Annotated in this window: 10 protein-coding genes and 1 pseudogene; 6 read left to right on the forward strand and 5 right to left on the reverse strand. The window is 70.1% G+C overall.

Translation table 11 applies throughout. The features are described from left to right. Positions 1–17: 17 nt before the first annotated feature. Entirely contained in the window at positions 18–794 is a 777-nt protein-coding gene (locus FHS42_RS21995) for an amino acid ABC transporter ATP-binding protein (protein WP_184574560.1), read from the reverse strand. 641 nt (positions 795–1,435) lie between these two features. On the opposite strand from FHS42_RS21995, the gene FHS42_RS22000 reads away from it, so the two are divergent. Together FHS42_RS22000 and FHS42_RS22005 are read left to right on the forward strand one after the other, a co-directional pair. Continuing rightward, positions 1,436–2,140 (forward strand): response regulator transcription factor, encoded by a 705-nt coding sequence (locus tag FHS42_RS22000; RefSeq protein WP_184574562.1) that lies wholly within the window; start codon positions 1,436–1,438, stop codon positions 2,138–2,140. Between the two features lie 27 nt (positions 2,141–2,167). Continuing rightward, positions 2,168–3,583, forward strand: coding sequence for a sensor histidine kinase (locus FHS42_RS22005; protein ID WP_184574564.1), 1,416 nt, complete (start codon positions 2,168–2,170; stop codon positions 3,581–3,583). Positions 3,584–3,755: 172 nt separating this feature from the next. On the opposite strand, the gene FHS42_RS22010 is transcribed toward FHS42_RS22005, so the two are convergent. From FHS42_RS22010 to FHS42_RS39180, 3 genes are all read right to left on the reverse strand, one after another. After that, the gene (locus tag FHS42_RS22010) at positions 3,756–6,791 is read right to left on the reverse strand and encodes an alpha-mannosidase (RefSeq protein WP_184574861.1); all 3,036 of its coding nucleotides are present in this window, start codon (positions 6,789–6,791) and stop codon (positions 3,756–3,758) included. A gap of 165 nt (positions 6,792–6,956) precedes the next feature. Then, positions 6,957–7,247 carry a GH85 family endohexosaminidase C-terminal domain-containing protein gene (locus FHS42_RS22015; protein ID WP_184574566.1) on the reverse strand — a complete coding sequence of 97 codons (291 nt, stop codon included), beginning with the start codon at positions 7,245–7,247 and terminating at the stop codon, positions 6,957–6,959. Positions 7,248–7,639: 392 nt separating this feature from the next. Further along, positions 7,640–7,963 (reverse strand): hypothetical protein, encoded by a 324-nt coding sequence (locus tag FHS42_RS39180; protein ID WP_184574568.1) that lies wholly within the window; start codon positions 7,961–7,963, stop codon positions 7,640–7,642. Positions 7,964–7,998: 35 nt separating this feature from the next. On the opposite strand from FHS42_RS39180, the pseudogene FHS42_RS22025 reads away from it, so the two are divergent. Continuing rightward, positions 7,999–8,484 (forward strand): annotated as a pseudogene (locus FHS42_RS22025) (ROK family protein); the annotation flags it as partial. 240 nt (positions 8,485–8,724) lie between these two features. Here FHS42_RS22025 and FHS42_RS22030 read toward each other — a convergent pair. Beyond that, positions 8,725–9,780 (reverse strand): TAXI family TRAP transporter solute-binding subunit, encoded by a 1,056-nt coding sequence (locus tag FHS42_RS22030; RefSeq protein ID WP_184574572.1) that lies wholly within the window; start codon positions 9,778–9,780, stop codon positions 8,725–8,727. A 78-nt stretch (positions 9,781–9,858) separates the two neighbouring features. Here FHS42_RS22030 and miaB point away from each other — a divergent pair, with 78 nt between their 5' ends. The 3 genes from miaB to FHS42_RS22045 all read left to right on the forward strand — a co-directional run bounded on the left by miaB (position 9,859) and on the right by FHS42_RS22045 (position 13,059). Further along, positions 9,859–11,349: a tRNA (N6-isopentenyl adenosine(37)-C2)-methylthiotransferase MiaB gene (gene miaB, locus FHS42_RS22035; protein WP_184574574.1), complete on the forward strand. Its 1,491-nt coding sequence runs from the start codon at positions 9,859–9,861 to the stop codon at positions 11,347–11,349. Between the two features lie 488 nt (positions 11,350–11,837). Beyond that, complete coding sequence (locus FHS42_RS22040) at positions 11,838–12,122, forward strand: hypothetical protein (RefSeq protein WP_184574576.1); 285 nt, start codon at positions 11,838–11,840, stop codon at positions 12,120–12,122. A 19-nt stretch (positions 12,123–12,141) separates the two neighbouring features. After that, entirely contained in the window at positions 12,142–13,059 is a 918-nt protein-coding gene (locus FHS42_RS22045; protein WP_184574578.1) for a class III extradiol dioxygenase subunit B-like domain-containing protein, read from the forward strand. The last annotated feature ends 3 nt before the right edge of the window (positions 13,060–13,062 follow it).

Genomic DNA, 13,062 nt, shown 5'->3' on the forward strand with positions numbered 1-13,062 from the left:
GTCGAGCGGTCGGGCGGTCAGTGGTGAAGGATCTTCGACAGGAAGTCCTTGGCCCGGTCGCTGCGGGGGTTGCTGAAGAACTGATCTGGTGTCGCCTGCTCGACGATGCGGCCGTCGGCCATGAAGACCACGCGGTTCGCGGCGGAGCGCGCGAAGCCCATCTCGTGGGTGACGACGATCATCGTCATGCCCTCCAGGGCGAGCTGCTGCATGACCTCAAGCACCTCGTTGATCATCTCCGGGTCGAGCGCCGAAGTGGGCTCGTCGAAGAGCATCACCTTCGGGTCCATCGCCAGCGCGCGGGCGATGGCTACGCGCTGCTGCTGGCCGCCGGAGAGTTGGGCGGGGTACTTGTCCGCCTGGGTGCCGACCCCGACCCGGTCGAGCAGGGCCCGCGCCTTGGTCTCGGCGGCCTTCCGCTCGATCTTGCGGACCTTGGTCTGGCCCAGTGTCACGTTCTCCAGCACCGTCTTATGGGCGAAGAGGTTGAAGGACTGGAAGACCATGCCGACGTCCGAGCGCAGCCGGGCCAGCTCCTTGCCCTCCTGTGGCAGTGGCTTTCCGTCGATGGTGATGGTGCCGGAGTCGATGGTCTCCAGCCGGTTGATGGCGCGGCACAGCGTGGACTTGCCGGACCCGGACGGCCCGATGACGACGACGACTTCGCCTCGGGCGATGGTCAGGTCGATGTCCTGGAGCACATGCAGCGCGCCGAAGTGCTTGTTGACTCCTGTCAGCGCGACCAGGTCGCCCGCCACTGGGGCGGCGTCCTTGGTCACCGATACTTCGCTCATCGGCGTCTCGCTCCGTCCTCCTCGGTTGGGAGGACCCTAATGAGCCGTCACGACCAGCGTCATTACATCTGAGCTGAAATTGAGCATAACGATCTGGCCGCAAAGCGACACTCTGCGTGAACGGGACGCCCAGCATGGTCGGCGTACGCCTTGGGAAACGGCGTGATACCTATACCGGCTACGTAACGGAAACAAATGGGTGGCCGCATTCCCTTGACGTGCCCACCCGGGATCGGCGTTTATGCCGTGTGGCCTCGGAACGGTGCCACGACGGATGCCCGCTGAGAGGCCCTGACGAACGCCGGAGGACGCCGAACGGTGCAGGGGGAGGGTGAGCGGCGCGAAGGGACGCAGAGGGAAGCCGAGAAGCACACAGACACCGAACGCCGCAGCGGGGCGGGCGCTACGGGGCACGGGGCACGGAGCCACGGGGTCATGGAGCGCGGGAGCCGCGGGGCACAGGGCACAGGCACGGGGCCACAGCGTGGCCCCCGGGGGCGGGGAATCTGGAGCCATTGCAGGGGCCGCGTACGGCGTGTACGAGCCCTGCCCACTGCGTACGCACCAGATGCGCGACGCACACGTACCCCGGGCCGGGGGGCGCGTGGGTGACCGGGAACCACCGAGGGAGGGCCGAGCCGATGAGGCTGTTGCTGGTCGAGGACGACAACCACGTGGCCGCCGCACTGTCTGCGGTGTTGGCCCGGCACGGCTTCAAGGTCAGCCACGCCCGCAACGGCGAGGAGGCCCTGCGCGCGCTGCTGCCTGGTGCGAGCGACCCGTTCGGCGTGGTGCTGCTCGACCTCGGCCTGCCGGACCAGGACGGCTTCGAGGTGTGCGGGCGCATCCGCAAGCTCACCAGCACCCCTGTGATCATGGTGACGGCGCGCGCCGACGTGCGCTCTCGCATCCACGGCCTCAACCTGGGCGCCGACGACTACGTCGTCAAGCCGTACGATCCGATGGAACTGCTCGCCCGTATTCACGCGGTCAGCCGCCGCACCGTCCCCGCCGACGGGGCGGTCGAAGAGCACCCGGAGGAGCCCGCGGGGCCGCTGCTGCTCGGCCCCGTCAGCATCGAACTGTCCACCCGACAGGTTCGGGTGAACGGCGCAACCGTCCCGCTCACCCGCAAGGAATTCGATCTGTTGGCTCTGCTCGCCAAGCGGCCCGGAGTGGTCTTCCGCCGGGAACAGATCATCAGCGATGTGTGGCGTACCAGTTGGGAGGGGACCGGCCGCACCCTTGAGGTGCACGTGGCCTCGCTTCGTTCCAAGCTACGGATGCCGGCGCTGATCGAGACGGTGCGCGGTGTCGGCTATCGCCTCGTCGCCCCCGCCGTCTGACCCGCGGCCCGCACCCCCCGGAGCATCGTGCGCACCCGACTTCTCCCGCTGCTAATCATCCTCATGGCGGGCGTGCTGCTCGCCCTCGGCTTTCCGCTCGGGGCGAGTTTGGCGGCGGCGGAGCAACAGCGCGTCGTGGTGGACCGGATCGATGACACGGCGCGGTTTGCGGCGCTGGCCCAGTACGTCACGGCTCGGCCAGGGACGCGGCCGACGAACTCCGCGGAAGGTGACGAACGACAGGCGACCCTGCGGGTCGAGTTGACGCGCTACCACGAGCTGTACGGCATCCAAGTCGGCGTCTTCTACCGCGACCGGCAGCCGATGGGCGCGGCGCCCGCCGACTGGTCGCCGCCCCGGCACGGCGAGCCGGGGCGGGCGTTCGCGGAGGCGCTCGCGGGCCGTCGCAGCCACGATCCGGGTCAGGTATGGCCCTGGCAGCAAGGGCGGCTCACGGTGGCCTCGCCGGTGGTGCGCGACGGTGACGTAGTGGCGGTGGTGGTCACCGACTCGCCCACCGTGCAGATGCGTTCGCGCATCCTGCACGGTTGGCTGCTGATCGCCGCTGGCGAGGCGGCGGCGATGCTGCTCGCGGTGGCCGCCGCGGTGCGACTCACCGGCTGGGTGCTGCGCCCCGTGCGCGTGCTCGACGCCGCCACACACGACATCGCCACGGGGCGAATGGCCTCCCGGGTCGCCGCCTCGGGCGGGCCGCCCGAGCTGCGTCGCCTGGCCCGTTCCTTCAACGAGATGGCCGACCATGTGGAGGACGTGCTCGAACAGCAGCGGGCGTTCGTCGCCGATGCCTCGCACCAGCTCCGCAACCCCCTCTCCGCGTTGTTGCTGCGGATTGAACTGCTGGCCCTGGAACTGCCCGAAGGAAACGAGGAGATCGCCTCTGTACGGGCCGAGGGCAAGCGGCTGGCCCAGGTTCTGGACGACCTGCTCGGTCTGGCGCTGGCCGAGCACGCCGCCGCCGATCTGCGTGTCACCGATATCGGGGAGGTGGCGGCCGAACGCGTGGGTGCCTGGCGCCCCGTAGCCGACCGCACGGGCGTCGCCCTCGACTACGTGGGGCCGAGCGGGGCCACCGCATGGGCCGATCCGGTGGCGCTCTCCAGCGCGCTGGACGCGGTGGTCGATAACGCCCTGAAGTTCACGCCAGGCGGGGAGCGGGTGGTCGTGGATGTGCAGACGAACGGCGACACGGTACGGATCACCGTCGCGGACGGCGGCCCTGGCCTGACGACCGAGGAGCTGGATCGTGTCGGTGACCGCTTCTGGCGCAGCAACCGCCACCAAAACGTCTCCGGCTCCGGCCTCGGCTTGTCCATCGCCCGAGCCCTGCTAGCGGCAGGTGGGGCCACGATCGAGTACGGGGCGAACGAACCGCGCGGGCTGCTCGTGACGGTCTTCGTGCCGCGCTCGACGCCTCAGGAATGACGACGGGGCACGGGGCACGGAGCCGCGGGGCACGGGGCAGGTCACGGTGCGCCGCAGGCCCTACGGGGCACGGAGCCATGGCCCCGTGCCCCGTCCTCCGCGCCTGACTCCCGTCGTGCCCCTTAGGCGCCCCGTCCACCGCCATCCGCCGCGCCCCCGTCGCGCTGTTGTCTTAGCCCCGTGGCCGCAGCCGGAGGGTGAGGATCTGGAACGGTCGCAGGGTGAGTTCCAGCGCGCCTTGAGGTGAGAACTCGCGGGACGGGGCGTCCTCCAGCGGGCGCTCAAGGAGGTCCGTCTCGCTCACCGAGGCCACCGGCAGAGAGGCGGTGAGCGTCGTGGACGCCCGGCCCCCGCCGCACTCGTACAGCCGCACCACGATGTCCCCGCTGCGGTCCTCCGCGAGCTTGACCGCTTCGATGATGACCTGGTCGCCGGATGCGGAGACCAGCGGTTCGACGGCCTGGCCGCCGATGACGGTGCGCTCGGGGAGGTTGATCCGATGGCCCTCGCGTACCGCGTCGGTGATGGTCGCGCCGGGCGCCAGCGCGTACCGCAGCCGGTGATTACCCTGGTCGGTCTCCGGGTCCGGATAGCGCGGGGCACGGAGCAGCGAGAGCCGCACCGTGGTGGTCTGGCCGCCGTCCGCGCGCACGTCGCGGGTGACGTCATGGCCGTACGTCGAGTCGTTGGCCACGGCAGCGCCCCAGCCTGGTTCCTCGACCTGAATCCAACGGTGCGCACAGATCTCGAACTTGGCGGCTTCCCAGGATGTGTTGGTGTGCGTGGCCCGGTAGACATGCCCGAACTGGGTCTCGGACGCGGACTGGTCCGCCTTCACATCCAGCGGGAAGGCGGCCTTGAGGAACTTCTCCGTCTCCCGCCAGTCCACTTCGGTGTCGATGTCGAGCACCTTTGCGCCGGAGCGCAGCTCAAGCCGCTGGGTGACGGTGGAGCCCGCGTCGCCGAAGGAGCGCGAGACCGCGATCACGGCGTAGTCATCGGTGGACTCGGCCACGGTCAGCTCATCGACATCGACCAGGTCGGTGACGTTGTGCCGGTAGAAGTGGTCGATGTCCCAGGCGTCCCACATGTTGGGGAAGTCCGGGTGGATCTGGAGCAGATTGCCGGCCAGGCCCGGGGCGATGGCCTCGCGCCCTGCCGTCAGGTCGTACGCGGAGACGACCAGGCCGCGTCCGTCCACCGCGACTCGTAGCAGCCCGTTGGCGAGCACGAAGCCGCCGTTCTCCCGCTCCGTCACCGTCACCGGGGCCCCGGTGCGGGGCGGCTGCGCGGTCGCGCCGCATGCGGGTACGCCGCGCCGGGCGTGCGGCGCGGCGTTGAAGACGATCGCTCGCTCGCCGGGGCCTGCCAACGCCGCCTGCGCAGCGACGACGATGGCCGTCAACTCCGCGCGCACGCGGGCATAGGTCTCCCGTGCCTCACGGTGCACCCAGGCGATGGAGGAGCCCGGCAGGATGTCGTGGAACTGGTGCAGCAGCACCGTCTTCCAGATCCGCTCCAGTTCCTCGTATGGGTAGCAAAAGCCGGGCACCGTGTTGGCGGCGGTGGCCGCCCACAGCTCGGCCTCGCGCAGGAGCGACTCGCTGTGCCGGTTGCCCTGCTTGGTCTTGGCCTGCGAGGTGTAGGTGCCGCGGTGCAGCTCCAGGTACAGCTCGCCCGCCCACACCGGCGCGTCCTCGTACTCCGCCTGCGCCGCGGCGAAGAACACCGATGGCCGCTCCACCGTCACCCGGGGCGAGCCCTCCAGGTCGCCGACCCGCTCCGCGCGCGCCAGCATCTCGCGGGTGGGGCCACCACCGCCGTCCCCCCAGCCGAACGGGGCCAGCGACCGGGTACCGCGCCCCTTCTCCTGGTAGTTGCGGGCCGCGTGCGCGAGCTGCTCACCGCCGAGGTCCGAGTTGTAGGTGTCGATGGGCGGGAAGTGAGTGAAGACCCGGGTGCCGTCGATGCCCTCCCACCAAAAGGAGTGGTGTGGGAACTTGTTGACCTGGCTCCAGGAGATCTTTTGGGTCAGGAACCAGTGGGAGCCGGACAGCTTGACCAACTGTGGCATCGCCGCCGTGTACCCGAAGGAGTCCGGCAACCAGACCTCCTTGGTCTCGATGCCGAACTCGTCCAGAAAGAACTTCTTGCCGTAAAGGAATTGGCGGGCCATCGCCTCGCCGCCGACCATGTTGGTGTCGGACTCCACCCACATTCCGCCGACCGGTACGAACTGGCCGTCTGCCACCTTCTGCTTCACCTTGGTGAAGACCTCGGGGCGGTGCTCCTTGATCCAGGCGAACTGCTGGGCCTGTGACATGGCGAAGAGGAACTCGGGGTGATCGTCCATGAGGTTGACCATGTTCGATGAGGTACGTGCCACTTTGCGCACCGTCTCGCGCAGTGGCCATAGCCACGCGGAGTCGATGTGTGCATGGCCAACCGCGCTGAGGCAGTGCGCGGAGGCGTTCGCGGGAGCGGCCAGCACGCCCGCCAGGGTGGCCCTGGCGCCGGCGGCGGTACCGGGGATGTCGGTCAGGTCCAGGGCGTCCAGACAACTCTCGATGGCGCGCAGCAACTCGAAGCGCCGTGCGTCCTCGGTGGAGAGCTGCGTCATCAAGCTGCCCAGCACCTCCAGGTCCTGGACCAACTCCCACACCTGCTGTTCGAAGACGGCGAGGTCCATGCGGGCGATGCGGTACAGCGGTTCATCGCTGGCGCTGAGGCGGTCGCCCTCGTAGGTCGGCGCGTGATCGACGAGGATGGGGTTGGAGGCGGCCTCCACATACAGCTCGACCTCCTCGCCGCCCGCTACCGGGGCGCCGATGCGCACCCAGTCGTTGCGCGGGTTGAGCCCTTTCACGGCCTCCCCGTTGGCGCGGTAGACGAGCCCCTCGCACTGGAAGCCCGGCATGTGGCGGTCGAAGCCGAGGTCGAGTACGGCCTCCACGGTGCGGCCCGCCCACGCCGCCGGGACACGCCCGGTGACCTTGAACCAGGTGGTGCCCCAGGCCGGGCCCCACCGGTCTTTGGCGGTGGCCGGTACATAGTCGGCGGCCAGCCCATCGGCGACCGGTACCGGCTCGCTCGGAGCCTCCCAGCGCGCGAGGGTCAAAGGGGTGGCGGTGCTGTAGACGGCGGGCTGGATGCGCTCGGTGAGAACGCGGCGCAGACGGTGTTCGACGATGCTGCGGTCGTCATGCATGACGGCGGCTCCGATGGTTAGCGGGGCGGTACGGCTGGTCGGTACGCACTGCATGAAGCGGAATGTGTGAGATTCGCGCAATGTGAGGGCTGCGTAGGCGTGTAGGGCGTGGCTCCGGGGCCGGGTGTGGTGAGCCGACTCCGGCCCCAGGGTGCCCAGATGGCATTACCACTGGTAGGAGAGGGAAACCGGTTCGGAGGCGGTGAACGTCTCGCCGATGGCGCGTACCTCTAGCGAGGTGGCGGCCTCGCTGCCGGTGCGGCGCAGCGCCGGTACGTAAGCGGCGATGCCGGGGCTGCCGGTCAGGAAGCGGTACGTGCTGTCCGGCAGGACCTGGCGCGCCCCGTAGTGGCGTATCGGCGCACCGCCCAGCGCGGCCTTCCACTCGATGCGCAGCGCCGTCTGGCCGGCGCCGTTCGCGCTGGAGCGGGTGACGGAGCACGGGGCACGGGGCACGGGGCACGGCGGGCGCTCCGTCGCGGACGGTCAGCGTGCCCAGCCGCCACCGGACCGGCAGCCCGCCGGGCGCAGTCAGGCCCACCCCCACGGCGTGCACGGTTGAGCCGCCCGGCAGGGCGCCAACGTGGGGGTCCAGCCCGCGGCCGTGCGGACCGTACGGACGGGCACACAGCGGAAGGCGGCCGGCTTACCGGGGCTGGCGGGCGGGGCAAGGGCGACGGCGGCCTCGAAGGTCACCGGGGTCGAACTGTCCTGGGTGCGGTAGGTGATGCGACCCGAGTGCTGGACGTGCGTGGCAGTCGAGTTGGAACAGTTCCCATGTCGCGCCGCCCGTGGCGAGCACACCCTCCAGCAGGCCGCTGCTGCCGCCCCGTCAGGCCACCGCGAAGTCAAAACCGACCCGGGACCGCGATGGGGCCGCGATGGGGCTGTGATCGGGTACACGGCCCAGCGTCGGCCCGGCAGTTGGTCCTGGAGCCCCAGGTGCTGCCATGACGTGATCGCGGTCGAACGGGGCGGAGGCGTCCCAGCTGACGGAGGGAGGTGTTCCAGCCGCTCGCCTCCACGTCCATGCCGGCCCACAGCTCATAGGCAGAGCGGCCGAGCCGGCTGGCGTACGCGGCGGATGAGGCCAACCGGGAGGTGTCCACGCGCCACCGGAAGACCAGGAACATCGTGTCGGCGAGCCGTTTGCCCTCGCGTTGGAAGAACATCGCGGTCTTGTCGTTGCGCGCGCCCTGCCAGCCCAATCAGCGTGGACGTGGACGGGGAGCCGTGCGCCTGCGGCTCACGTGGGTGCGTCGAGACCATCGCCTCAGGCACGGTCATCGCCCGCCGTGCCACCGGCCAGGGGTGGCGACCGAGGGGCTGGGACCGTACGGCTGTGGCGGTCGCTGCGGCGGCGCGAGCCGGTGACCCGATGGCCCTGGACGCCTTCGACCGTGCGGGACGCGCCCTGGCCGCGGCCATCGCTGGTACGGCGTCCCTGGTGGAGATCGAGACGGCTGTGATCGGCGGAGCTGTGGCCGCGTCGGGGGAGGTCCTGTTCGCGCCGCTGCGGCGGCACCTGGCGACGTATGCGGCACTCTCGTTCGTCCGGGGAGTTGAGGTGGTGCCGGCACTGCTCGGCGCCGGCGCCGGGCTCGTCGGCGCGGCTGCCGTCGCCGTCGAGTTGCTGCCCGACCGTGCTCTCGACATGGGCGAGCCCGCACCTGTCCCACCCCGAGGCTGCTGAGGCTGGCGGCGTCCCGCAGTCCCGACCCGGCACCCCAGCTCAGTCCCGTATCGCCCCGACGCGTCCCGCGACCTTGGCCGCCCCGTACCTGTGGTCACGCGGTTGAACTGGCTGGGCGCGGCCGAAGGCGCGGTGGAGCCAGAGCCGTACAGCGAGCGGGTGACCCGGCGCAGGGGGGCCCGCTGCCGCACATGGAAATCCGGCTTCCGGTGGCCGTACCGGACCCGTGGGGCGTGGGCGTCAGGGCTTGACCGACTGGTAGTAGCGTATGGCGCCCTCGTGGAGGAGCAACGGATCGGTGTAAATCGCGGTACGTAGATCGACGAGCTGAGCCGCGTGCACCTTACCGCCTATTTCGTCCCGGCTGCCGATGACCGTTCTGGTGACGCCTTCGGTCAGGTCGCGATCCGTCTCGTCCGTGGTCACCAGCAGGTTCGCCACGGCGATGGTCTTGACGGCCTTGCCCTTTTGCGCCGTGGGATAGGCGTCGGCGGGCATGACCGCCGCCCGGTAGTAGTTCTTGGCACCGCCTAGTTCGTGCACTCGGTCCACCAGATCACCGAGTTGGACGAGCCGCACCGGAAAGTGCTTGGCGAGCCCGGAGACGGCGGCTGTGGGCAGCCCGCCGGACCAGAAGAACGCGTCGATCTCCCCCTTGCGCAGCATGGTGGTCATCGTGCTGATGCCCACCGGCACCGGCGTCAGGTCGCGCATGGGGTCGAGCCCTGCGGCCGTTAGCAGCCGCTCCGCTATCAGGCGCACGCCGGAGCCGGGCTGACCGATCGCGACGCGCTTGCCCGCGAGGTCGGTGGCGCTGCGCACCGTCGATCCGGCGGGGACGACCAACTGTAGGTAGTCGTCGTACAGCCGGGCGCATGCACGCAAGCGGTGCGCATCGGCGCCTCCCTCGGCACGGTAGGTCGCTACGGCGTCGGCGGTGGCAATGGTGAAGGACGCTTCGCCATCGATGAGCCGCCGAATGTTCTGGACCGATCCCGCGCTCGGCTTCAGCTGCACCGTTACCCGCGGCAGGTCCTTGCGGAGACGCTTCTTGAGGAGTTCGCCGTACCGCGCGTACACCCCCGTCCGTACGCCCGTCGTGATGGTCACGCTCCCACTCGGGGAAGACTCGTCCCCGAACGGCAGCAACCACCACAGCAGCAGTCCGCACACCACGGCAGCGGCCACAGCGAGCCGCCACAGGCGTCGGGCACCTCGAAAAGCGGGGCTGCCTGTGATGCCGGCCGCACGGAAAGCCGGCCACGCTCCCGGCCGCTCCGTCAGTGTCTTGGGCATGGGCCGGATACTGCCAGTATCAGTGTCCAGAAGGGAGGGGCGGGGAACGGACCCGAACACGTACCCTGGTCAACTGAGATGAGTGCGAAGACATACGAGGTGCGCACCTACGGGTGCCAGATGAACGTCCACGACTCCGAGCGGCTGTCCGGGCTCCTGGAGGACGCCGGCTTTGTGCGGGCGCCCGACGGGCATGCCGAGGGCGATGCCGACGTTGTCGTCTTCAACACCTGCGCGGTGCGGGAGAACGCCGACAACCGGCTGTACGGCAACCTCGGCCGACTCGCGCCGATGAAGACGAAGCGGCCGGGAATGCAGATCGCGGTGGGTGGCTGCCTAGCCCAAAAGGACCGCGACACGATCGTCAAGAAGGCCCCGTGGGTGGACGTGGTCTTCGGCACGCACAACATCGGCAGCCTGCCGGTACTCCTGGAGCGGGCGCGGGTCCAGGAAGAGGCCCAGGTCGAGATCGCCGAGTCGCTGGAGGCGTTTCCCTCGACGCTGCCCACCCGCCGCGAGTCCGCCTATGCGGCGTGGGTGTCCATTTCGGTGGGCTGCAACAACACCTGCACCTTCTGTATCGTCCCCGCGCTCCGTGGCAAGGAGAAGGACCGCCGGCCCGGCGACATTCTCGCCGAGGTCGAGGCTCTGGTCGCCGAGGGCGTCACCGAGATCACCCTGCTCGGCCAGAACGTGAACGCGTACGGCTCGGATATCGGCGACCGGGAGGCGTTCAGCAAGCTGCTGCGCGCCTGCGGGGCGATCGAGGGGCTGGAACGCGTGCGGTTCACCTCGCCGCACCCGCGTGACTTCACGGACGACGTGATCGCTGCCATGGCGGAGACCCCGAATGTCATGCCGCAACTGCACATGCCGCTCCAGTCCGGCTCCGACGCGGTGTTGAAGGCCATGCGGCGCTCGTATCGGCAGGAGCGCTTTTTGGGCATCATCGAGAAGGTGCGGACGGTCATGCCGGACGCAGCCATCTCCACCGACATCATCGTCGGCTTCCCCGGCGAGACCGAGGCCGACTTCGAGCAGACGCTGCACGTGGTGCGGCAGGCGAGGTTCGCCCAGGCGTTCACCTTCCAGTATTCCAAGCGTCCGGGCACCCCTGCCGCCGAGATGGACGACCAGATCCCCAAGGCGGTCGTGCAGGAACGTTACGAGCGCCTGGCCGCCCTTCAGGAAGAGATCAGTTGGGCGGAGAACAAAAGCCAGATCGGCCGCACCGTGGAGGTACTGGTCGCCGAGGGCGAGGGGCGTAAAGACGACGCCACCCGCCGCCTTTCCGGCCGCGCCCCCGACAACCGCCTGGTGCACTTCGCCCGCCCCGACCAGCAGGTACGACCCGGCGACGTCGTCACGGTCGATATCACGTACGCGGCGCCGCACCACCTCCTCGCCGAAGGCCCCGCACGGGGCGTACGGCGCACACGCGCTGGCGATGCGTGGGAGAAGCGCAACGCCGCACCCGAGCAGAAGCCCGCGGGCGTCATGCTCGGTCTGCCCACGATCGGCGCGCCGGCGCCCCTGCCCGCGGAACCCGGCGGTTGCGCCGTCCGCTGACCGGGACCCGACGTCGCTGCCGACTGCCCCGCTCTTTGTTGTTGTTCGCGAGCGGTCGGCGGTGCCCGTCGTTCTGGTCCGTGGACCGTCGATGCGTGGCGGACGGTGCGCCGCCGACCATTGCGCGGCGGCCCCGTTCACGGCACCCGCCACGGGCGCCGTCGTGCCCCTGAGTCCGCACGGCGGGCGTCGCGTACAACCGCACGATCAAGGGGGCGCGGTTGTGGAAAACCATGGGGCAGACGGAACCGCACGGCGCGCGGGTTGCGTGTCGGCGGGCGATACGCCGCTGATCGCGCACGGCGGTTGCATCGGTCGGGCGGCGCGTAACGGAGCGCCTTTGTCCGAGTGCGTACGCGATGCCCGCTCGGCATCAGTGGGCGGCGGGGGCCGGATGCTGTGGCCAGCGGACGGCAGCCGGCTGACGGCAAAGAGCCGAGCACGTGCCGGCCGCGCACGGCGGATGCGAGCGGAGACGGGGGAGAGTGATGGCGCGTTGGGGACTGCTTGTCGAGCCACCGATGGGTCAAAACGACATCGACACGCTGGAGGTGCTGACCGAGATCGATGGGACGCGCGAGGACGCGCTCGCACTGCTGGGGGAGCAGGCGCGGACGTATCAGCCGAGGCATCCGATGAACCCGCACCGCAGGCGGTTGTACCGCACTGACGACGGCTGGTTGTTGGTCACTCAGAGCTCCTGGAGCAGCAAGCTGTATCCGTGCCGCTTCCGAGTGTGTGAGCTGGTTTGGGACTCGGGGGACGAGAGCTGACGGCGCTAGGCTGCTGATCATGCTTGTCGCTGCTGCCGTGTGCCCCTGCCCGCCCCTGCTCGTGCCCGAGGTCGCCGCCGGAGCCACACCCGAACTAGCTCAGTTGCGGAACGCATGCTCGGACGCGATCAGCGTGCTGGCCGCCGCGCGCCCCGACCGTCTCATCGTGCTCGGCCCGACCGCTGCCCACGCTGATGGCCGGTACCCCAGCGGCGCCGTTGGCTCGTTTCGCAACTTCGGCGTGGACCTGACGGTACGCCTCGCTACGGGGCTCGATACCGACCTGGTCACGGGGCACGGGGCACGGAGCACGGAGCGCGGGACACGGAGCCACGCGGGGGCCGACACGGAGCATGGCACTGGCTCCGCTACGGGGCACGGCGCCAGCCACGATCGCGCGGGGACGGGGCACGGGGCGGAGCCCGACACGGAACTCGGGGAGCGGGGCGCGGCGGAACCCGGCACGGGGCCCGGGGTAGCCCAAGCGGCCCGGCGCGAACTGCCGCTGTCCCTGGCCACCGGCAGTTGGTTGCTGGGGCGCGCCCGCTGGAGCGCTGCGCCTGCGGAAGGCGTCGGTGTCGCGGAGTCACTCACCACAGACCGCTGCACCCTGCTGGGGCGTGAGCTGGCGGCGTCTGCTGGACGTGTGGCTCTGCTGGTGTCCGGAGACGGCAGCGCGCGCCGGACGCTCAAGGCGCCTGGCTACTTCGACGAGCGGGCGGCCGGATTCGACGCGGAGGCGGCCCGTGCGCTCGGCGCGGCCGACACCGACGCGTTGACGGCCCTGCCCGCGAGCCTGGCACATGAGCTGCTGGCGTCGGGCCGCGCCCCATGGCAGGTGCTCGCCGGCGCGGGAAACGGGGCGGGCCTGCGCGGCGAGCTGCTGTACGACGAGGCGCCGTACGGCGTCGGCTATTTCGTCGCCACCTGGTCCTAGGGC

This window comes from Streptomyces zagrosensis (genome assembly GCF_014203645.1).
Lineage (GTDB): Bacteria > Actinomycetota > Actinomycetes > Streptomycetales > Streptomycetaceae > Streptomyces > Streptomyces zagrosensis.